Origin of the sequence: Psychrobacter sp. CAM01 (assembly GCF_032842965.1) — a bacterium.
Taxonomy (GTDB): Bacteria; Pseudomonadota; Gammaproteobacteria; order Pseudomonadales; family Moraxellaceae; genus Psychrobacter; species Psychrobacter celer.
Genome location: NZ_JAWJBL010000009.1, coordinates 67,997 through 90,450, shown reverse-complemented (window position 1 = coordinate 90,450; position 22,454 = coordinate 67,997). Strand labels below are relative to the sequence as shown.

Annotated in this window: 17 protein-coding genes, 1 tRNA gene and 1 other RNA gene; 18 read left to right on the top strand and 1 reads right to left on the bottom strand. The window is 46.8% G+C overall.

Features of this window, described 5'->3' with window-relative positions; translation table 11 throughout:
- Positions 1-24 precede the first annotated feature (24 nt).
- The 17 genes from bioA to pdxJ all read left to right on the top strand — a co-directional run bounded on the left by bioA (position 25) and on the right by pdxJ (position 19,325).
- Positions 25-1,338 (top strand): adenosylmethionine--8-amino-7-oxononanoate transaminase, encoded by a 1,314-nt coding sequence (gene bioA, locus R0I52_RS07695; RefSeq protein ID WP_317053846.1) that lies wholly within the window; start codon positions 25-27, stop codon positions 1,336-1,338.
- Positions 1,335-2,060 (top strand): dethiobiotin synthase, encoded by a 726-nt coding sequence (gene bioD / locus R0I52_RS07690; protein WP_317053845.1) that lies wholly within the window; start codon positions 1,335-1,337, stop codon positions 2,058-2,060. The genes bioA and bioD overlap by 4 nt, the downstream gene beginning before the upstream one ends.
- An 86-nt stretch (positions 2,061-2,146) precedes the next feature.
- Positions 2,147-2,503, top strand: an RNA gene (rnpB, locus tag R0I52_RS07685) — RNase P RNA component class A.
- Between the two features lie 185 nt (positions 2,504-2,688).
- Positions 2,689-2,765 (top strand) — tRNA-Met (locus R0I52_RS07680).
- A gap of 247 nt (positions 2,766-3,012) precedes the next feature.
- Positions 3,013-3,825: an ABC transporter permease gene (locus R0I52_RS07675; protein WP_207969427.1), complete on the top strand. Its 813-nt coding sequence runs from the start codon at positions 3,013-3,015 to the stop codon at positions 3,823-3,825.
- Between the two features lie 61 nt (positions 3,826-3,886).
- Complete coding sequence (locus R0I52_RS07670; RefSeq protein ID WP_075102002.1) at positions 3,887-4,558, top strand: ABC transporter ATP-binding protein; 672 nt, start codon at positions 3,887-3,889, stop codon at positions 4,556-4,558.
- Positions 4,527-5,642, top strand: a complete 1,116-nt coding sequence (locus tag R0I52_RS07665; RefSeq protein WP_100748902.1) for a capsule biosynthesis protein — start codon at positions 4,527-4,529, stop codon at positions 5,640-5,642. Before R0I52_RS07670 ends, R0I52_RS07665 begins: the two co-directional genes overlap by 32 nt.
- Before the next feature lie 70 nt (positions 5,643-5,712).
- Entirely contained in the window at positions 5,713-7,482 is a 1,770-nt protein-coding gene (locus R0I52_RS07660; protein WP_317053844.1) for a polysaccharide biosynthesis/export family protein, read from the top strand.
- A gap of 82 nt (positions 7,483-7,564) precedes the next feature.
- A complete protein-coding gene (locus tag R0I52_RS07655) occupies positions 7,565-10,168 on the top strand; it encodes a capsular polysaccharide biosynthesis protein (protein ID WP_317053843.1) in 2,604 nt (867 codons plus the stop codon).
- A 143-nt stretch (positions 10,169-10,311) separates the two neighbouring features.
- Entirely contained in the window at positions 10,312-11,550 is a 1,239-nt protein-coding gene (locus R0I52_RS07650; protein WP_317053842.1) for a capsular biosynthesis protein, read from the top strand.
- A gap of 389 nt (positions 11,551-11,939) precedes the next feature.
- Positions 11,940-13,739 (top strand): translation elongation factor 4, encoded by a 1,800-nt coding sequence (gene lepA / locus R0I52_RS07645; protein ID WP_317053841.1) that lies wholly within the window; start codon positions 11,940-11,942, stop codon positions 13,737-13,739.
- A gap of 105 nt (positions 13,740-13,844) precedes the next feature.
- Positions 13,845-14,747 carry a signal peptidase I gene (gene lepB, locus R0I52_RS07640; protein ID WP_317053840.1) on the top strand — a complete coding sequence of 301 codons (903 nt, stop codon included), beginning with the start codon at positions 13,845-13,847 and terminating at the stop codon, positions 14,745-14,747.
- A gap of 220 nt (positions 14,748-14,967) precedes the next feature.
- On the top strand, positions 14,968-15,360 hold the full coding sequence (locus R0I52_RS07635) for a DUF4845 domain-containing protein (RefSeq protein ID WP_317053839.1): 393 nt from the start codon (positions 14,968-14,970) through the stop codon (positions 15,358-15,360).
- Positions 15,361-15,453: 93 nt separating this feature from the next.
- Positions 15,454-16,251: a ribonuclease III gene (gene rnc, locus R0I52_RS07630; protein ID WP_317053838.1), complete on the top strand. Its 798-nt coding sequence runs from the start codon at positions 15,454-15,456 to the stop codon at positions 16,249-16,251.
- 316 nt (positions 16,252-16,567) lie between these two features.
- Entirely contained in the window at positions 16,568-17,584 is a 1,017-nt protein-coding gene (era, locus tag R0I52_RS07625; RefSeq protein ID WP_410524048.1) for a GTPase Era, read from the top strand.
- A 70-nt stretch (positions 17,585-17,654) separates the two neighbouring features.
- Entirely contained in the window at positions 17,655-18,452 is a 798-nt protein-coding gene (recO, locus tag R0I52_RS07620) for a DNA repair protein RecO (protein ID WP_317053836.1), read from the top strand.
- 93 nt (positions 18,453-18,545) lie between these two features.
- A complete protein-coding gene (pdxJ, locus tag R0I52_RS07615; protein WP_317053835.1) occupies positions 18,546-19,325 on the top strand; it encodes a pyridoxine 5'-phosphate synthase in 780 nt (259 codons plus the stop codon).
- Between the two features lie 130 nt (positions 19,326-19,455).
- Here pdxJ and R0I52_RS07610 read toward each other — a convergent pair whose 3' ends face one another.
- The gene (locus tag R0I52_RS07610) at positions 19,456-20,220 is read right to left on the bottom strand and encodes a Tfp pilus assembly protein FimT/FimU (RefSeq protein WP_410524047.1); all 765 of its coding nucleotides are present in this window, start codon (positions 20,218-20,220) and stop codon (positions 19,456-19,458) included.
- 586 nt (positions 20,221-20,806) lie between these two features.
- Here R0I52_RS07610 and R0I52_RS07605 point away from each other — a divergent pair.
- Positions 20,807-22,123 carry an OmpA family protein gene (locus R0I52_RS07605; protein WP_317053834.1) on the top strand — a complete coding sequence of 439 codons (1,317 nt, stop codon included), beginning with the start codon at positions 20,807-20,809 and terminating at the stop codon, positions 22,121-22,123.
- The last annotated feature ends 331 nt before the right edge of the window (positions 22,124-22,454 follow it).

Genomic DNA, 22,454 nt, shown 5'->3' with positions numbered 1-22,454 from the left:
ATACTTTTCGTTTGCGAGCAGACAATGAGTATGCCTACCAGCGACTTCGACCACCAGCACTTGTGGCATCCCTATGCCAGCTTGCCGCCCACTTATCCAAATATCGTCATTGACCATGCCGAAGGTGTCTATATCGTCACCCAAGATGGTACGCGCCTCATAGATGGTATGTCGTCATGGTGGGCAAGCGTGCACGGCTATAATCATCCGGTGCTCAATGCGGTAATGACTCATCAGCTCGGCAAAATGGCGCATGTGATGTTTGGGGGCTTGACTCATCAGCCGGCGATAGACTTGGGTGAAAAATTGCTCTCCATCGTACCAGCAGGCCTCGATGCTATTTTTTATGCTGATAGCGGCAGTATCGCGGTGGAAGTGGCATTAAAGATGGCGCTACAGTATCAGATTGCTGCTCAGCGTCCGCAAAAGTGCCAGTTTGCCTCGACACATTCAGGCTATTATGGCGATACCTGGCATGCGATGAGCGTCTGCGATCCTATCAATGGCATGCATAGCTTATACGGTAAGCAGCTGCCGGTGCAGCATTTTGTCCCAGCCCCGCCATTGGGATTTGAACATAGATTAACGCAAGACGTGCGCGATGAATTAACCCAGTTTTTTGCTAAACATAGCGCTCAGCTTGCCGGATTCATTATCGAGCCTGTCATTCAGGGCGCAGGCGGCATGCGCTTTTATAATCCAGAGTATTTGCAATTACTGCGGCAGTTATGTGATGTGCATGATGTGCTGTTGATTACCGATGAGATCGCCACAGGCTTCGGCCGTAGTGGTAAGCTTTTTGCGTGTGAGCATGCCGATATCAGCCCCGATATCATGACCGTGGGTAAGGCGCTAACGGGCGGCTATATGACCTTTGCGGCCACCTTATGCACCCGCCATATTGCCGATACCATTCATCACAGCGACTATCCTGCACTGATGCACGGGCCCACCTTTATGGGTAATCCGCTGGCTTGCGCGGTCGCTTGTGCGTCGATTGATTTGATTTTGTCTTACGATATCGAGAGGCGTACGGCAGAGATGCAAGCCGTTATGGAGTCGCAGCTTGCGCCTGCAGCGACATTGGATGGTGTCAAAGAGGTACGTTGTTTGGGCGCGGTCGCTGTCATTGAATTGGATGAAGCGGTCGATATGCCCGTTTTCCAATCCTTATTGATTAAAAATGGCATTTGGGTTAGACCCTTTGGTAAATTGGTCTATATCATGCCGCCCTATGTCATGACGGATGATGAGCTGATGACGTTATGTCAGTCACTACTGGCCGTCGTTACCTCTTATTTAAATCAAACTTGTGTCACCAATAGAGCGGCCATATGAGTGTGCTGTTTATCTCCGGTATCGATACCGACATTGGCAAAACTTACGCCACCGGTATGCTGGCTAAGGCCTTGATGCGGCAGGGCATAAATATCATCACCCAAAAGCTGGTACAAACGGGCGTTGGGGTTGATTTGGTCAGTGGTGAGATGGATATTGCTGATGACATTGTTACTCATCGCCAGTTGATGGATGTACCGCTACAGCCGTGTGACCTTGCTCACAGCACATGCCCTTATCGTTATAAAAAACCTGCGTCGCCGCATCTGGCGGTCAGGCTGGCCGATGACGTGTTAGACCCTGATATCATCACTCAGGCGACGCGGCAATTGCAAGTAAACTACGATGTGGTGTTGCTAGAAGGGGCAGGCGGTTTGCTCGTACCCATAACCGAGCAATTACTGACGCTAGATTATATTGCTACCCAAGGCTATCCAGTGGTTTTGGTGACCTCGGGTCGCCTTGGCAGTATCAATCATACTTTGCTTAGCCTTGAGGCCATCAAAGCACGCGGTTTAACGCTGCATAGCGTGATTTATAATCCCATTCATGATAATGCGGCTCAGACAGATACTGAGATTGCGACGAGTACCATGGCGTTTTTACAGCACCATCTGCAGCAGTACCATCCAGACACGCACTGGCTGACCCTGCCCTATATAAAGCAAGATAAGCAACGTCACACTCTGCCAGATTTTTATTTACCAAATGGTTTTTTCTGAGGCGGCTACAAGCGATTATTTGACGAGGCGAAATTAGTCACAAAAGATATTCCCAGATGAGCCTTGGGTTTGCTATACTAGCGCCCTTGGTAGACTAGGCGATCGCCGCTGCACACTGGCAACAGATGCGCAGGGGAGGAAAGTCCGGGCTACATAGGGCAGCGTGCCAGCTAACGGCTGGGCAGGGTAACCTGACGACCAGTGCAGCAGAGAGGAGACCGCCCCGCGCAAGCGAGGTAAGGGTGAAAGGGTGCGGTAAGAGCGCACCGCGTGGCCAGCAATGGTGCACGGCATGGTAAACTCCACGCGTAGCAAGACCAAATAGGCATCGGCATGGCGCGGCCCGCGTTCGATGCGGGTAGGTTGCTTGAGCGTATCAGCGATGATGCGCCTAGAGGAATGATCGTCCACGACAGAACCCGGCTTATCGGTCTACCAACTTTTTTATGCTTCGTTTTTTAAGCGTTGTGTCTAAACATTGTTTTTACGCATTGTTTTTACACTTCGTTTGTATAGTTAGCAGTGATGTTTTTGCGCTTAATTTGAATAAAACTCAATTTTTTTGCAAAAAAAGCCAATTAGGGGTTGACGATACCCACCTCTATCGGTATTATACCGAGCCTTAAATGGCGATGTAGCTCAGCTGGTTAGAGCGCACGACTCATAATCGTGAGGTCGAGAGTTCAAGTCTCTCCATCGCCACCATATATCATAAAACCTAATCAGTTTTAAAAAGCCAATCTTCAATGATTGGTTTTTTTTTGCCTAAAATAACTTAAAAAATCTGTCAGGCTGAGGGCTTTTTATCATGAAGCCGCTTATAAAACAGCCATTAAGCTTACGGATTTCTTGCTATATCATTGGTTTATCGGTTTACTCACAGATTAATTCTTGTAACTTATGTCCTGCTTACTTATCATAGGGGCTGTTTTCGGTAAAGTCCTGTAACGCCATGTCTGTACAACTGCCTCCTTATCGTCCTATCAAGCACCGTAGTGGCCTTAAAGTCATGGGTGCGGCATTTCATGCGTTGCTGATGCGTGAGCTACAGACGCGCTTCGGTGGTTATCGTTTGGGCTATCTGTGGGCGCCGCTTGAAGTCTTGTTTCAAGTGCTTATCTTTTTGGTTATTTTTGGCGTGATTATTGAACGCGCTTTACCAGGGATGGGTTTTCCGCTGTTTTTGGTGACAGGCATGGTGCCTTTTCGCATGTTTCAAACGATAGCGACGAGAGCATTAGGCGCTGTTGAAGGAAACAAAGGCTTGTTGATGTATCGCTCGATACGTCATATTGATGTCATTATTGCTCGATCGGTATTAGAACTAATCATCTATTTTATTACCTCGATTATTTTGTTAGTTGGTTTGGCCTTTTTTGATATTTATGCCAGCTTAGAGAATCTACATATCGTACTGTTTTGCTGGATCACACTGTTTTTATTTAGTTTTGGCATTGCACTGATGATGATGGTTATTGGTTATTATGGTGGTGAGATTAGCAAGGTGATTACCATTATATTTACCATCTTGTACTTTGCTTCTGGCATCATTTACCCGATTCATGTGGTACCAGAGCCATACTTTAGCTACCTGCTTTATAATCCTTTTATTCATAATATCGAGCTGATCAGGCATGCTTTTGCCCCTAATTATCCCGCTTATCATATTGATATCACCTATTTTTTGAAGTGGACAGTGGCTGTCAACTTCTTAGGTTTGCTCATGTATAAAGCGGTAGAAAAAGATCTAATACGCTCAAAATAAAGCTCGTAGTATTTCATTTTTATGATATTTATAATGTTTGATTTTATTTTATGGTAAATAAATGATTGAAGTTAAAAACATTTCTAAGTCATTTATGACAAAAAAAGGTCGGCATTATCTTTTTAAAGATCTCAATCTGACCATTGGTGATAAACAAAGTGTTGGCCTGCTCGGGCGTAATGGTGCGGGTAAGTCAACCTTGCTGCGTATCATCTGCGGACTTGATGAGCCAGACCATGGCGAGATCATCACGGACTCTACCATTTCATGGCCAGTCGGCGTGGCAGGGGGCTTCCAAGGCAGTTTGACGGGTCGGCAAAACGTCCGCTTTGTGTGCCGGCTGTATTCGAGCGGAGCATATATCGATGAAAAAATTCGTTTTGTCGAAGAGTTTGCGGATATTGGCAACTATTTTGATATGCCTGTCAAAAGCTACTCATCTGGTATGAAGGCTCGTTTGACCTTTGGGCTGAGTCTGGCGTTTGATTTTGATTATTATATGCTCGATGAAGCGGGGGCGGTGGGTGACGCGGCTTTTCGTAAGCGCAGCGAAGAGATTTTGGCCGCCCGCCGTGAGCAAGCAGGGTTTTTGATAGTGTCGCATAATATCGGTGATATTAAGCGTAACTGCGATATTGGTATTGTATTAATGGATCAGACAGCACACGTCTTTGAAGATACAACAGAAGCGATTGAGGTTTATGAAAAGCATATCCACAAAGCAAAAAAGTAAGATAATTAACCTCTCGTTATTTATCGGCTTAGTCATACTGCCTTGGGTGCTCGTGATATTTTATGTCATGACGCTGGCTCATCCGCGTTATATATCGACCGCTGATGTGGTGGTAAAGCAAGTCAGCGAGTCAAGTGTGCCGTCCGGTGGTGGTCTGTCTGCTTTACTGGGTGTCAATAGCACCAGCAAAGAAGACGCCACTTATCTGACGGAGTACATCTTATCGAATGATATGGTCAAGCGCCTTGATGATAAGTTTAAGTTTCGCGAGGCTTATTATGTCGATGGTTCAGACCCCATCTATGAGATTGATCCAGATGCCACGCAAGAAGAGCTACTCGATTACTTCAAAAAGCGGGTACACATCAACCTCGATGAGCAAAGCTATGTGCTGTCGGTGGCGACAGAAGCCTTTGATTCACGCTACGCGTATGAGCTAAATAAAACCATCTTGAACGAGTCTGAGAAATTCGTAAACCGTATCTCACAAGAAGTTGCGCGTGATCAGTTGGTGTTTGCCGAAACCCAATTAGAAGAGTCACAAGATCGCCTAAATGACGCCAAAGAAAAACTACTCAATTATCAAAACACCAATGAGATTTATGACCCGCAGGCCAACGCCCAGATTATCAATCAGCTTATCGGCAGCCTACAAGGACAGCTGAGCTCTCTACGTACTGAGGAGCGGCAACTGCTTAGCTATCTCAACCCTGATGCGCCGCAAGTGGTGTCGATCAGAAGCCAAATCAAAGCGATTGAAGCGCAAATTCGTCAAGAGCAAACCAAGCTGACCTCGCCAAATACCACCAAGCTAAACCGTCAAGCGGTGCAGTTTGAGACCATCAAAGCGGATGTGGACTTTGCCACAGAGCTGTATAAGCTGTCGCTATCATCACTTGAAAAGGCGCGCCTAGAAGCCTTTAAAAAGATGAAAAACCTGATTGTGATCTCAACCCCTTATGAGGCCGAAGAGGCGTTGTATCCACGCCGCGCTTATATCATTTGGACATCACTTATATTGTTATTGATATTCTACGGCTTTGTGCGTTTGGTGATGGCCGTTGTCCGCGATCATCGTAGCTAGTTTGCGGTCTGCCAGCTTTGACCGACCAGATACCACTAATGATCGACAGATCAGTAAAGGAATATAATTCATGAATACGAAACCACGTGCGATCGTGATGATGATAAGTGTGGCGATGGCTGCTATGAGCATGTCAGCAAACGCCGTCAGTTATGCCGAGCAAATGGCAGGCTCTAGCTTTGGTACAAGCGCCAATAATGCCAGCCAAGATCAAAATCGTAATAATATCAATGTCTCAACCCAAGCGTTTGCTGGCGGTGTAGCCGGGCAGGCCACCACTCAAGAAGCGGTGAATGCCGCCAGCTTGCCCAGTCAGTCGGTTATTAACACCACCCGCCCTTACCAAGACATCAACACCCAAGACATGATGTTTGGTGAGCAGCTATTTCGCGGGGCTTTTTCGACCACCTCCGGCTCGACCTTTAACGACAGCTATGTGATAAACCCAGGCGACAATGTCCAAGTGCGCATGTGGGGTGCTTATCAATTTGCTTCCACCATGACAGTCGATCCACAAGGCAATATTTTCTTACCAAACGTCGGTCCGGTACGTATCGCTGGGGTTCAAAACGGCAACTTGCAAAACGTGGTCAAAAGCGCGGTCAATCGTATCTACCGCTCAAACGTCGGCGTCTATGCTTCTTTAGAGCAAGCACAGCCGGTCAAAGTATTTGTCACCGGTTTTGTCAAACAGCCTGGTTATTATGGCGGGCTGGCGGCGGACTCGGTGCTGTCTTATCTGGACAGAGCCGGCGGCGTCGACCCGACACGCGGCAGCTTTATCGACATTCAGATCAAACGCAATGGCCAAATGCTCCAGCAAGTCAATCTTTATGATTTTTTATTGGCCGGTAAGTTGCAGCCTTTTGCCTTTCGTGATGGTGATGTGATTACAGTGGCTCCGCAGAAAAAAACCTTTGAGGTCAGCGGCCAAGTACAAAACGAATATACCTTTGAGTTTGATGTCAATGACCTGACCATCGGTGATGTCTTGCAAGTGGCCAATCCTGCCGCCAACGCCACCAACGTCAGTATTACCCGCAGTGCAGGCCGAGCCCAGACAGCGGAGTACTACTCACTGGCAGAGGCGCAAAACGTGCCTGTCTATAATGGTGATCAGATGGTAGTGACCTCAGATCGCTATGCTGGGACGATCGCTGTACAGGTAAAAGGGGCGCATACGGGCAATGGCGCGATGGTGGTGCCTTATGGCGCTCGTCTCAAAGACATCGTGCCGCAATTGCAGCCAAGCCCGCTGGCTAAGCTGACGCATTTGACCATTTATCGTCAGTCAGTCGCTGAGCAGCAAAAACGCATGATCAATGAGTCGCTTGATCGCCTAGAAGAGCTGACACTTGCCACGCAGTCAACGACCCGTGAAGAGGCCGCACTGCGTCAAGATGATGCCGCTTTGGTCAAGCAGTTTGTGGCAAAAGCGCGAAATGTACAGCCAGACGGTCAGATCGTTGTGGTGCCAAACTCATGGCAAGACATTATCCTTCAGCAAGGCGATGTCATCGAGATCCCCGCGCAGACGTCTGTGATTACGGTCAATGGACAGGTACGCGCGCAAGGGGCGTTGACCTTTAACCCAGATTATACCGTCGGCGATTATGTGGCCAATTCAGGCGGCTTCGGTGATAATGCAGATACCAACGAGATTTTGGTTGTCCATCAAAATGGCGCCAGCGAAGTGGTGAATACCGCTTACCGTATCCAGCAAGGCGATGAAATTATGGTATTGCCAAAGGTTAAGACCAAGCGGGTAGAGATTGCGCGCGGACTGTCGCAGATTTTCTATCAGTTGGCCATCGCTGCAAAAGTGGTGCTGGATCTATAACGACTGATAGGCGTTTTATAGGATAAGGTGTTTATACTAAAGTATCAGTGATTGGTACATCACTGATTGACAAGGGGAAATAATGGCAAACAGCGTCACAGATGAAGGCAAAAGCGCCTCTATATCGGCCTTTGATGACACGCTGTTTTTGCCCTTAACCCAGCGCTTGCAGCCGATGCAACTGGCGGTGATTGGTAAAGGTATGCAGCGTAATAATCTTTTGCTACCACAAGTGCTGCATGCTGATATTCAGCGCTGGTATCCGTGGTCAGCAGGGCAACAAGGTGTCACGGGCCCTGCTGCATCACTGCTGTCTAGGTTGCCCTTACCAAACCGTATCAAGAATCAGATCAAAACCATATCGAAGCCTCAGCCTGAGGCTTTTATCGGTTGGGGACGCAAAAAAAGCTTCCAGCGCGCCCATAAAGCCGCCAGCAAACAAAGCTGTGCTGCGCTGAGTATCGAAGACGGCTTTTTGCGCTCACTAGACTCTGGCATCAGTAGCCGCCATGCTGTCAGTGTGGTCGTCGATGATGTGGGTATTTATTTTGATTTGACCCAAAGCTCGCGCTTAGAGCAGCTTATCGTTGCCCGTGCCAGTTTTGACAATCATAACAATCGTGACAATCGTGACAGTGCTGGGCATCATGCGTTGCATCACCGTCGTGCCCAGCAGCTGATAGCACGCATCTGTGCAGAAAAGCTGAGTAAATATAATGCGGTGACGGCTTGCCCCTCACTCAATGAGTTGGCAAACAGCAAAGCGGCAAAGCGAAAAGTCGCCAATACCGCAAGCACTCCTCGGCAGCCACATATCTTATTAATCGATCAAGTCGCAGGCGATGCCTCTGTCAAAGGAGCTGGTGCAGATAAACGTCAGTTTAGGCGTATGCTAAAAGCCGCTTGCCGCAATCATCCGAATGCCCATATTTGGATAAAAGCACACCCTGCCGCCCGCACAGGTTATCTGACTGGTCTCAAACTACCCAAAAACGTGCAAGTGTTGACACAGGTGCTCAATCCTATCGCCTTACTGGCGCAGGTCGATCATGTGTATACAGTCAGCTCGCATATGGGTTTTGAGGCGCTGATGCTTGGTAAGCAGGTGCATTGCTTTGGGGTCAATTGGTATAGCGGCTGGGGGCTGACAGATGATAGCGGTGCGCCCAAACGCTTGTATCATACGGTCATGCACCGTCGTCAAAAATTTGCGATGGGTTTACCGCCGTCAAACCCCCAGCCTAATTCAGCCTTATTTCCACCAGCTTTTTCTCAAACGACGTCTAGAGCCAAGATGGCGAGAAACGTGAGCGCGACTCTAGAGATGCTGTTTTATAGTGCTTATGTCGATTATAGTCACTATGTTGATCCTGCGAGCAGAAAATCGTGCGACATAGAGGCGGCGATTGAGTGGCTGGTGACCAACCGTCACTGGCAAGCGCAGCTGGCAGGTCGTTTGACGGTTTATGAATTTAGCCGCTGGAAGCTGCCATTTGTTAAGGCTTTTTTGGATTTGCCGCGTACTGATTTGTTTATCAAACCAAAACCTCGTCTAAAAAACCTGCTGCATCCTGATCATTTACGGGTGGATTATCAGCAGCCGTTACTGGTTTGGGGCTTAGCAAAGCGGCAGCAGGTACAACAAAAACGCCAGCGCAAGCAGGTAGGTTTTGGCGCAGATAGCCCAGCTATCTACTGTATGGAAGATGGTTTTATCCGCTCCAACGGTCTGGGCGCAACGCTACTGGCGCCTTTATCTGTGGTGATAGACAAACAAGGCATCTATTACGACGCCACCGCGCCCTCGGATTTAGAGACGCTGTTACGCCATTGTCAGCCGCTAAGTCAGCTGCAGCGTCAGCGCGTCCAAAACCTACAAGCCAAACTGCTCACCCAGCGAGTCAGTAAATACAATGTGGGTGCAAGCCTCAGTCGTCAGGCAAGTCGTGATGGCAGCTGGCTCATACAGGCAAAGCAATCTGGCAAGCGTCGCCTCCTTATCGTTGGACAAGTAGAAGATGATCTCTCTGTGCAGCACTGCGGGTCAACGATCAAAAAAAACCGTGATCTGATCGCGCGCGTTAGGCAAGACAATCCTGATGCATATCTCATTTATAAACCGCATCCCGATGTAGAGGCAGGACTGCGCGCTGGCAAGGTAGGCGCTGATAGCTTACAGCTGGTAGATGCGGTCGCTCATGATACCGCGATGCCTGACTGCTTAGAAGGGGTCGATGCGGTGCACACCATCAGCTCATTGACAGGTTTTGAGGCGCTGCTTCGCGGTTTGAGTGTGACGTGTTATGGTCTGCCGTTTTATGCAGGGTGGGGGCTGACCACAGATATCGACGCGCATCTGCCGCTAAAATCTCAGTATCTGGTCAGACGTCATCGCGCCACTCCTTTATCGCTTGAGCAGCTATTGTATTGTACTCTGATTCGCTACCCGTTATATCGCCTGCCAAATGGCCATGGGCTGGCGCAAGTGGAGCAGGTCATCGACTATTTGTATCCGCCTGATGACGATGATTTGATGGCCAGTTCAGAGGCTTTCATTACTCCCAGCACCAAGAGCCCTATGCGCGCTTTATTACCAACGCCTACCCAATTAAAACGCCGCGCCGCGACGCGTTTTATGCAGTATCGCCATCAGTGGCAACAGCGTCTAAGTAATAAACCGCACTAACCTTATCTCAACAATCAACGTAAATCCCCTGCGACAGTCATGTCTTTTTTAGGTATAATTGCCTGTCGTTTATGCGGTTTTTTTGTATATTGGCCTGTTTTGATGCGACCTTCTTTTTCTTTGATTAATGGTAATTTGATACTATGACAGCTTCGATGTCTCATCTGCTTACTCATCGACATGTCTTGCTATTACAAGGAAAAATGGGCGGGTTTTTTCATCGTTTCTCAAGTTTTTTGCAGACGCAAGATATCAAGGTCAGCAAGATTAACTTTAATGCTGGCGATGCGCTGTTTTATCATCATCCCAATACTTACGAATACACAGGCACATTGGCGCAGTTTTCGTCGTGGTTGTCTGCTTTTATTCAAGAGCAAGGGGTCGATGCCATCGTCTGTTTTGGCGACTGCCGTCCGCACCATACTCAAGCGGCGCGGGTCGGTGAGCAGCTAGGCACCTCATTTTTCGTATTTGAAGAAGGCTATTTGCGCCCTGATTACATCACCTTGCAAGAGCATGGCATCAATGGCTACTCACGCCTCAATACGGCTGATATCAAGGCGCTGAAAAAAGCCAACGACCAGCCGCTATATACGCATAATCGCTTTTATCGCTTGAGCGTCGCGGCTGTCGTTTACTATGCGGCCACTTGGCTGTATAAAGGCCGCTACCCGCATTATTCCCATTATCGTGGCATGACCGCCTGGCAAGAGGCAATCGCTTGGCTAAAAGCGCCGTGGCGCAAGCTGCGTGGCTACTTACCTGACAAGCGCTTACAACAGCGGCTAACGCGGCAAGATAGCAATAATTATTTTTTGATTAGCTTACAGGTGCATAATGACTCGCAAATCACTCATCACAGTGACTATCGTGATGTGGTGCAGTTTATTGACGAGGCCATCGCAAGTTTTGCCCATCATGCCGATGCTGCGCAGCTGCTGGTATTTAAGCATCATCCGCTAGACCGAGGTCATCGGGATTATCGTGAGTTGATAGCAAGTTTGGCAGCGCGCTACCAAGTCGCAAACCGAGTGTTTTATGGCTGTGATATGCATCTGCCCACCTTGATTAAGCACAGTATCGGAATGGTCACCATCAACAGCACCACGGGTCTACAATCGGTATATCATAAAAAACCGACCAAAGTTATGGGCCGCGCTATCTATGACACTCCCAAACTGACGGATCAAAAGCCACTCGATAAATTCTGGCAGCAGCCAAAGGGCCCAGACAACGAGTTTTATCTGCGCTTTCGTGAGTATCTGATAGAGCAAACCCAGCTAAATGGTGCTTTTTATGGCAAGTCGCCATGGATATATAAGTATCTAAGCGCGACAAAAAACACTGACGATTCAGCGTTTTCTGAGAGTAAGACGCCCTAAAAAATAGCGGAGGTAAACGTGCGATATCGCAAAAGACACAGACGCGATAAACAAATTAGCCAACAATCTGTTGCCTCCTTTTTTTCTGTAGCGTTATCGGCTTGTAACCTCACTGGTAAATCCTCTGCCAACGCATAAAATCGCCTTACTTTATAGTGGAAAACTGCTAGAATACGCTTTTATGTTTGCGCATAACGGTTAGTGTCTTAAGTGGTTGACTAAAGACAGTAATACCGGATATCGGTCTGATAATATCTAGATATTTATGGCTCATTTATGGGCCGCCAGTTTTTAGATATCGACTTTTTAGATAGCGACCGTGTGACATGCGCCTGACAGCATTTGCTCGAATCTTTTTATTCTATCACCCTTAATTTAGTAGGCGCTTTGTGACTGCATTAGCAAATATTCGTAACTTTTCAATCATTGCCCACATCGATCATGGCAAGTCGACGCTTGCCGATCGTTTTATCCAGATGTGCGGTGCCTTGCAAGATCGCGAGATGCAAGCGCAGGTACTTGACTCCATGGATATCGAGCGTGAGCGCGGTATCACGATTAAGGCGCAGTCGGTCACTTTGTTTTATGACCATCCAAATGGCGAGCGCTATCAGCTTAACTTTATTGACACGCCAGGCCACGTCGACTTTTCTTATGAAGTGTCGCGCTCACTTGCCGCCTGTGAAGGGGCGCTGCTGGTGGTGGATGCTGCGCAAGGCGTCGAAGCACAGTCGGTGGCCAACTGCTACACCGCGGTCGATCAAGGTTTGGAGGTCATGGCAGTCTTAAATAAGATTGATTTGCCACAAGTAGAGCCTGAGCGCGTGATTCAAGAGATTGAAGACATCATAGGGATTGAAGCCATTGATGCGCCTCGTGTCTCTGCCAAATCAGGTCTAGGCGTCGATGAGCTATTAGAAACGTTAGTAGAGGTTATCCCCGCGCCAACAGGCGACCGCGACGCCCCGCTACAAGCCCTTATCATCGACTCTTGGTTTGACAGCTATTTGGGCGTGGTATCGTTGGTTCGTGTCCGTGAAGGGACGGTGAAAAAAGGCGATAAGATTTACATCAAATCGACCCAAGAGTCTCACCCTGTCAGCTCTATCGGTGTCTTTACGCCAAAACCTGTCGATACCGGCGTCCTAGAAGCAGGGGAGGTGGGTTTTGTCATCGCTGGTATCAAGGACATCGCAGGCGCGCCGGTGGGTGATACCATCACGCATGCCAGCACGCCTGACGTTGAGCGTATCCCAGGTTTTCAGCAAATCACCCCGCAGGTCTATGCAGGTATGTTCCCTGTCGATGCCAATGATTTTGAAAAATTCCGTGAAGCCTTACAAAAACTACAAATCAATGACGCTTCGCTTTTCTTTGAGCCAGATACCTCAGATGCGTTAGGGTTTGGTTTCCGCTGTGGCTTTTTGGGCATGCTGCATATGGAGATTATCCAAGAGCGCTTAGAGCGCGAGTATGACTTGGATTTGATCACCACTGCGCCATCGGTGATTTATGAGATTGTCAAAAAAGACGGTGAGATTATCTATGTCGATAACCCATCGAGATTGCCTGAGCCAAACAATATCGAAGAGTTCCGCGAGCCGATTGCCCGTTGTCAGATTTTAGTACCGCAAGATTACTTGGGTAACGTCATGACTTTGTGTATCGAGCGCCGCGGCGTACAGGTCGATATGCGCTTTATGGGTAAGCAAGTCCAGCTGACCTTTGATATTCCGATGGGCGAGGTGGTCATGGACTTCTTTGACCGTCTAAAATCAGTCTCGCGCGGCTTTGCCTCGTTAGATTATAACTTTGAGCGTTATCAAGTCGATAAGCTGGTGAAAGTAGATGTACTTATCAATGGTGATCGAGTTGATGCGCTCGCGATGATTGTCCATCAGGACCAAGCACGCTTCCGTGGCAACCAGCTAGTGACCAAGATGAAAGAGCTGATTCCGCGTCAGATGTTTGATGTGGCGATTCAGGCGGCGATTGGTAGCCAGATCATTGGCCGTAGTACGGTCAAAGCCATGCGTAAAGATGTCCTAGCCAAATGTTATGGTGGTGACGTATCACGTAAGAAAAAGCTGTTGTCTAAGCAAAAAGCGGGTAAAAAACGTATGAAGCAGGTGGGTAGCGTCGAGATTCCACAAGAAGCCTTCTTAGCCGTGCTGCAAGTAGATAGCTAAGAGTACATTCTGCTTTGGTAAAGGTTTGATAAAAAATACGTCACAGATGGTTTGATCTTATCGATGCTGCAATAAGATAAGCCGCTCGTTAATAGGCAAGTTATTATGGATTTTGATTTTAATTTAATTTTAGTGCCATTAACCATCGGCTTAGGTATCATCTGGCTATTAGATAAATTGACCCTCAAACAGCGTAAGACTCGCGGACGCGGCAAGGAGAGCTTATTGGTCCGCTGGGCCTATGACTTTTTCCCCGTATTGGCCGTGGTGTTAGTGGTACGCTCATTTTTGATTGAACCTTTTAATATTCCCTCATCATCGATGGTGCCTACGCTGTACACAGGCGACTTTATCGCGGTCAATAAGTATGCGTATGGTGTGCGTCTGCCTTTGACGTACAATAAAGTATTGGACACAGGCGAGCCTGAACATGGCGACGTGGCCGTGTTTCGCTATCCAGAAAATCCAAGTATTTACTACATAAAACGTGTGATTGGTCTGCCAGGGGATACGGTGAGCTATGATAAAGGGACGCTTGCGATCAATGACGTACCAGTAAAAACCAAGCCTGTCAGCTTTACGGCCAATACAGATCTGACGTCTCAGCTTTATTTGCCAGGACAGATTGCCCCCGGTCAAATACTCACCGAAGAGAGCGCTGCTGCCATGGGCCAGCAAGAAGAGCGTGAAGCGCAGTATTTTGCCGAAACCCAAGGGGATACGACACATCTTGTGCGCTATTTGACCGATATGAATAGCGCGCAATATGCGCCTTTTTTGCAGCAACAAGCGCCAGAAGTGGTCAGCTCTGAGGGCACACAGTGGCGTATCCAGGTACCAGAAGGTCAGTATTTTGTGATGGGTGATAACCGTGATCGCAGTGCTGACGGCCGGTTTTGGGGTTTTGTGCCCGAACAAAACCTAGCGGGCAAAGCGGTCTACATCTGGATGCATAAGCCGCCTGGCCTAAACCTGCCCACCTTTTCACGTAACGGTACGATTCACTAACCATAAAGATTGACTAGAGCGCCTCTTCACTTAGGGTTTAGATTGAGGCGGCGCGTACAAGCATGATATGTCTGCTGATAAACAAGCAATGCCGCTATTGGTTTCTTTATCGATAATAGTTTTGTGCTAATATTGTTACTAGTTAATAAACGCTCGCCTCATAGGTAGGCGGCGGTTAAAAAAGTGACTTATCAATATGGACCAGTAAAGGAAAAGGATCATGCAGCAGATATCTGGCTTGGCAACGCAGCGCGGTGCAAGTGTGACCAGCATCGTTTTAGTTATTATGGTTTTGGGTGTTGCTGCCAAACTCATCGTTGCTATCGTACCCGCTCACATTGGTGATTATCAATTAAATAAGACTTTGAGTGCCCAGCTAAAAGAGTCGAATAAGAATAACGAAACCGCCAGACAGTACGTCGAACGTGTCAATCGGCAGTTATCTATCAACGCTGATTATGACACCAAAGCAGAGGACGTCTTTACCTTTACCAATAAAAAAACGGGTCAACTGGCGATTCATAAGCAGTATGCGGTCACCAATAACTTCTTTGGCAATGTCGATATCGTCAATCGTTTTGAGGCCGATATCGATATGAATAGTGCAGAGTAGCGCAGCCGAGCCGCCGATGATTTTTATATCGCATTTATCATTTCAATCATTCACCACATCAGTAAAAACAGAAGGGATAACCATAAGCCACGCATGAAACCAACTTCGCAGCACTCCCAAGCGGTTACTACTCCCAAAAAAAATAGCACGTCTGTCGACAACCACGTTGTGAGTACAGAGTTCGTCCAACGATTAGCGGTTTTGACACGCAAATTAGGCTATGTGTTCAACGATTTGAGCTTGCCAAAGCTTGCGCTGACGCACCGCTCTTTTGACAGCAAAAAAAACTACGAGCGTTTAGAGTTTTTGGGTGACGCCCTGCTAGGGATGATCGTCGGAGAAGCTTTGTACCATCGTTATCCGACGCAAAATGAAGGGCGATTGACGCGTATGCGAGCCACCTTAGTACGTCAAGAGTCGCTGGTAATCATCGCGCAAAATCTTGAGCTCTCCAACCATTTGATTTTAGGCGTGGGCGAGCGTAAAGGTGGCGGACGCAATCGCGCTTCTATCTTGGCCGATGCCGTAGAGTCTTTGATTGGGGCGATTTACCTAGATAGCCAAGACATGGACATCACGCGCCAGTGCGTACTGTCGTGGTATGGAGATTTGATCGACAATGTCAACGATCAAAAAGCCTTAAAAGATGCCAAAAGCCGTTTGCAAGAGTGGCTACAGTCCAAGCAATTTGATTTGCCGCATTATGAGCTATTAGAAACTCGAGGGAATGCGCCGCATCAGATATTTGTAGTGCGCTGTCATGTCAATATTGATGAATGCCCTGATATTACTGAGTCTGGTGAGAGCCGCCGTATCGCTGAGCAAAAAGCGGCCGAGCTGATGATTAATCAGTTGCACAAGCTGCCAAACTCTGCCAAAAAACGCTTATAGCAAGTGATAAACCCACAGCCTTACGTATAATATGATTGTTGCAAGGCAGTTTGTCCATATTGATTTTACTCGTCTTGGCCACATATATTATAAAAGTACACCTATTTATTAGCCCATAACGCAATGGATGTTTTAATATTGGTGATAACACACCATTTAACGCCTAGTGATTTTTTATCAAACACCGTTTGGCTGGTGATAAACCCTACAGGATTACCTTATGAGCAATCATTCTGATTTGCCATCACACAATGCAGATAATACTGACAATATGACTGAAAATACCCCCATGCCCGCAGACCAAAATCAGGTAGCAATGAGCACAGACGAGATCAATCAGTCAGAAGATGTCTCATTAGAAAACGATGCCGCCATTGAGGCGTTTTTTGCACCGAGTAGCCAGACGCGTATCGCGGAGGATTTCAGGTCGGGCTATGTGGCGATTGTTGGTCGTCCAAACGTGGGTAAATCGACGCTGATGAACCACTTGCTTGGGCAAAAACTGTCTATTACCTCGCGCAAGCCGCAAACCACCAGACATCGTATCCACGGTATTTTGTCAAACCATGAGATGCAAGCGGTGTTTGTCGATACGCCAGGTATCCATCGTAACGAAGTACGGGCGATCAATGAGCGTATGAACAAAGCCGCGGTTTCGGCTTTGGTCGATGTGGATTTGGTGCTGTTTGTGGTCGACTCGGATCAATGGCGCGATGATGACCTTCTTACCTTGCAAAAACTTGGTGAGACAGATCTGACCGTGGTATTGGTCATTAACAAAGCCGATACCTTAAAGGATAAAGGTACGCTCTTGCCCCTGATCGAAACGTTCCACGAAAGCTTTGACTTTGCTGATATCGTTCCTGTATCTGCGCTAAAAAACCAAAACCTCGATCGCTTGCAAGAGGTGATCGCCTCACATTTACCAGTGGCGTCGCCTATTTATGACACCGAGCAAATCACCGACCGCTCAGAGCGCTTTTTGGCCAGTGAGATCATTCGCGAAAAAATCATGCGCAGTGCAGGCGATGAAGTACCCTATGATTTGACCGTGCAAATTGATGAGTTCAAAGACGAGCCTGCGCATACAGATGCCAAAACTGGCCGTCCACGCAAAGCTTGTACTTTTATTGATGCGACCATCTATGTGGAGCGTAGCGGACAAAAAGCCATCGTCATCGGAGATAAAGGCCAGCGTATCAAGCAAGTCGGTATGGATGCTCGTAAGGATATGGAGCAACTGTTTGACAAAAAAATCATGCTGACCTTATGGGTAAAAGTCAAACGTGGCTGGTCTGATGACGAACGAGCCTTGACCAGTTTGGGCTATTGATGAGTAGCGATATCGATAGGTACAGCCGTTTTTAAGTCACCTGATAGACATGGTTGCTGAGGTAATAGACATGCGTAACGAAGCGTTGACCGGTTACTTATTGCATCAGCGTCCTTATCAAGAAAAGCGCGCATTATATTGTCTTTTTTCTCAGCAGTATGGGGTCGTACATGGAGTTGGCAAAAAAGGCGCACCGCTATTTATGCCTTTGCAGCTATTTGCCAGTGGCAAGCGTGATTTAAAGACGTTTAGTCAAATCAACATCGCTGTACACAGTAATAGTGATGAAAAAGTCTCTTCAGATGCCCATCACGATAATGCAGCGGTAGATGACGCACACATGCTTACTGCCATGCCTTATGAGACAATCACGGGTCAACAGCAGTATTCAGCATTGTATCTCAACGAGATATTGTGGCGTCTTTTGCCAACCGAAGATCCAATGCCGACACTGTGGCAGCACTACCAAAACAGCCTATACCAACTCAAACAGCCTTTAACCCAGCAGCAGCTGCGTCTATGCTTGCGTCAATTTGAAAAGCACCTATTTGATGAGCTTGGTTTTACCCTGACTCTCAGTCATGACAGTATGCAAGAAGCGATTGTGCCTGAAGGGCTATATCGGTTTTTGCCAGATGCTGGGTTTTTGGCCATATCGCGTGATAACTCAGAGTCTGAGCGTTTAACAAATGCTAGTGGCTATGCGGTGTTTTTGGGTGCAGATATCATAACAATGGCGCAGTCAGGCATCACTACCACGACGCTAAACGACTGGTCAAAACTACATCGTCATCTGATTGATCATTTATTAGAGTATCAGCCCCTGCAAAGTCGATTGCTGTGGCAGCAGCAGCGGCGCTATCAATAACTGCGTCTAGCGGTAGTCATGTTTATCAATCAATCGTTACGTCTATCAATAGTCATGTCTGTCTATTAGGTCTCGTTATTAAAAGGATGTCTTATGACCACTTCATCATTATCCGCCGCTCATGGTACTTTGCAAAAACCTTTGCTAGGCGTCAATATTGACCATGTAGCGACATTGCGTCAAGCACGCGGTGTCAATTATCCAAGCCCTTTGGCAGCCGCTTTACTGTGTGAAAAGGCAGGCGCCGACGGTATCACGATACACCTACGCGAAGACCGTCGCCATATTCAAGATGCTGATGTCTATGAGATAGCCGAGCAGCTGACGACAAGAATGAATTTAGAAATCGCTGCAACAGAGGAGATGCTAAAAATCGCCAGTGAGGTTAAGCCGTACTGGGTATGTCTGGTGCCTGAAAAGCGTGCTGAGCTAACCACAGAAGGCGGTCTTGATGTCGCAGGACAACTGGCTTGGTTGACCGATTATATCGGTAAGCTACAAGCGGCGGGCATTAAAGTGTCACTGTTTATTGACCCTGACGACAAACAAGTCGCAGCAGCCATCGAGTGCGGCGCGGATGCCATCGAGCTACATACCGGTGCTTATGCCGAAGCAGGTTTGGCCGGTGATGCAGATGCCCAGCAAAATGAGCTTGCGCGCATCAAAGCGGCGGTTGCGACTGCGCAACGTCTCAATAACCAGCTACTGGTCAATGCAGGTCATGGCCTCACACGTGACAATGTCTATGCCATTGCACAGATAGAAGGGATTTATGAGTTAAACATCGGCCATGCGCTCATCGCAGATGCCGTATTTGCCGGACTAGAGCAGGCCGTCGTGATGATGAAGCAGGCCATGCATCAAGGCGGCTAATGCATATATAGCCAATCCGATATAAAAACGATACAGCGAGCGGCGTCGTCACAGCATGCAAGAAAAATAATTCTTTATTGAGCCGTTTTTAGCCTACTTAGATAACTATCGAGTGAATTGAAGACACGCCTTAGCTATTACACTGCGTAGGATGATGCTCATTGTGCTTTTGCTTGATGATGCCTCGTTGATTAAATGAGATAAGATACATGGCTTTATTATAAGCGGCCGTTGGGCAGTATTTTATATGACCAAAGTGCCCACGCGGCTTGCCACTATCTCCCCAAAACTTAGTATAGTGGCGTCTGCCGCCTACGCGTAACATCACCTTACTGTATTTTAGCTTCAGTGACTGCTGCACCAACAGCTGATCGACCTGCGCATCGAAGTGCTTGTTGTTATTTTTATCGATAAATAACAAGAGGGTTTTGTCACTGTTTCTATGACAGCGGCCACCTGCGTCTGATAAGCACAGCAACACGTTTTGTCTTCTGATAAAACTTTCAGCCTTGGCTAAAGCAAGTGTATCCTCTAATTGGTTTTTAACGCGCTCAGCTTCCATCCGCGCCAGCTGCGTCTGTATGGCTGGTGCCGCCATCATCGCTATAATAGCCAGTATCGCCACAGTGATAATCAGCTGAATTAAGGTAAAACCCTGACAACCTTTATATACGTGCGGACAATTCGTGATCTTGGATTTATTTAATGAAGTGGTTGGATATGGTGAGCGGGGCGACCAGGCTATACAGTCTTTACCTCTCTTGTCTTTACATCTCTTATAAAGCAAGTAACGTCTTGCTTTATCAAATAGCAGTGCACCCAAGACCAACGTTACTTTACCAAAGCGACCAACGCAGCAAATTCTAAGTAGCTCTATCCTAAGTAGCCAGTTCATGAGGTGTGTAACCTATATTAAGTGAAGGAATCTAATAACGGGGTCCCACTTGTTTCCTTGTTACTTCATCATATATTTGTATTTTTGAATATATTGCTAGTTTTTTATCAAAGTGCCACTGTTTTGCTTTACATAAAACTGTATAAATACGCTATATTCTACAGTGAATAAATGTCGACTTATGTAATTTAAACAAAATATATGTCTACTGTCAAAAAATGTTTCAATTGGTGAATGTTGGGTTTTAGCAATAGAGAAAAATTACTAACTGTATTAAAATACGCTCAGACAGTAGGTATTGTTAAGTGAACTATCTATTGCGAACTGACATACAAAAGATAAAAAACGTAAGGTGTGTTAGTTCTAGGTAACTTAAGCTGGTTATTGTGTTTTAGTTACGACATTATCGTGTAATAATGTGTAGCTCGTTAACGAAAAAAGTTGTAAACTGAATTGATAATCGCTAAGCTACTCCTTAATTGGTTTTGCTTTGTAACTTAAAATTCGTAAAAGATGTCTATTTTAGAGCGTCTTGAGAAGCGGTTTTGCTTAACGCATCACTAAAATTATCCTTTGGAGGAAGTCCATGAAATTGAATAAAATTGCTCTAGCTCTGGTTGCTGTAGCAGCTGCGCCTTTAGCAGCAAATGCTGGCGTAACAATCAGCCCGCTATTACTTGGTTATCACATGACTGAAGAGTTCAGCGATACTAGTGATAAGCAACGTGATATCCTAAGAACTGGTAAAGACCTATATATGGATGGTCAAACCCCTTCGCAGCCAATCGATGGTCGCAATGGTAACCTTAACGGTGGCGTAGCACAAGAAAGTGGTCTTTATACTGGTGCTGCTCTTGGTATCGAATTGACACCTTCCACGCAGTTCCAAGTTGAGTATGGTGTTACTAATACCAATGGTGAAGCTTCAGAAAGATCAGCAGATGCTGGCGTAAACCGTTTTGACGTAGAACAAACCATGCTTTCTGGTAACTTCTTGATTGGTACTGAAGAGTTCACTGGCTACACCGACAGCGCATTCAAACCATATGTATTGGTTGGTGCTGGTCAATCTAAAATCAAAGTAGAAAACCAAGAGCAATATGTAGCAACAGCTGATGCTCAAGGTACTACTGCTGGTGTAACTGTAGACGCTGGTACTGAGGTAGCAAACTCTAAAGACACTATCGGTAACCTAGGTCTAGGTGCTATGTATCGTATCAATGATGCACTAAGCCTACGTGGTGAAGCTCGTGCGATTCACAACTTTGACAACAACTGGTGGGAAGGCATGGCATTGGCCGGCCTAGAAGTTGTACTTGGTGGCCATTTAGCACCTACCGTAGCAGTACCACCTATGCAAGAGCCAGTAGTTGATAACACGCCAGTCGTGGTTGTTGATGACCTTGATTCTGATGGTGATGGTGTACCTGATAGCATCGACGCTTGCCCAGGCACTCCAATGAACGTTGTCGTTGATGAGCGCGGCTGCCCAGTTCCAGTAGATATTACTGATGAGCTAAAAATGGAACTACGCGTATTCTTTGACAACGACAAGTCAACGATCAAAAACCAGTACAAGCCAGAAATCGCTAAAGTTGCTGAGAAGATGCGTGAATATCCTAACTCTACCGCTCGCGTAGAAGGTCATGCTTCTAAGACTGGTCCTTCAGCACGTTATAACCAACGTCTATCTGAAGCGCGTGCCGTTGCGGTTAAATCTATGCTAACTAACGAATTTGGTATCGCGCCAAACCGTCTAACCACTGTTGGCTATGGTTACAACAACCCAATCGCGCCAAACGACACTGAAGAAGGTCGTGCTATGAACCGTCGTGTTTATGCCATCATCACTGGCGACAAAACAATGACTGTTGAGCAAACTAAGGACATGGTTGTTCAGTAAATAACAACTGATAGACTTAAGTCTTGAGTGAAAACACTCATATATAGTTACAAAAAAAGCTGCCCATAGGGTGGCTTTTTTTTGTTTATGTGTTGAGAAAAGCAAGTAATTACATAAATTTATCGGGCAATAATGTTATACTAGCAGCCCAAACATTCTGTAAATTGACAGAGTGTACATTAGCATAGCTATCTGTATGATGAATTTATCAGTGTAGATATTTGATTCTCTTGAAATAATTAGAAAGTCGGTACTTATTGGACGACTTTTTAAATCAGTATTAAATACCTGTCTGATTGATGATAAAAGTTTATCCAGCGGCGCTTATTGC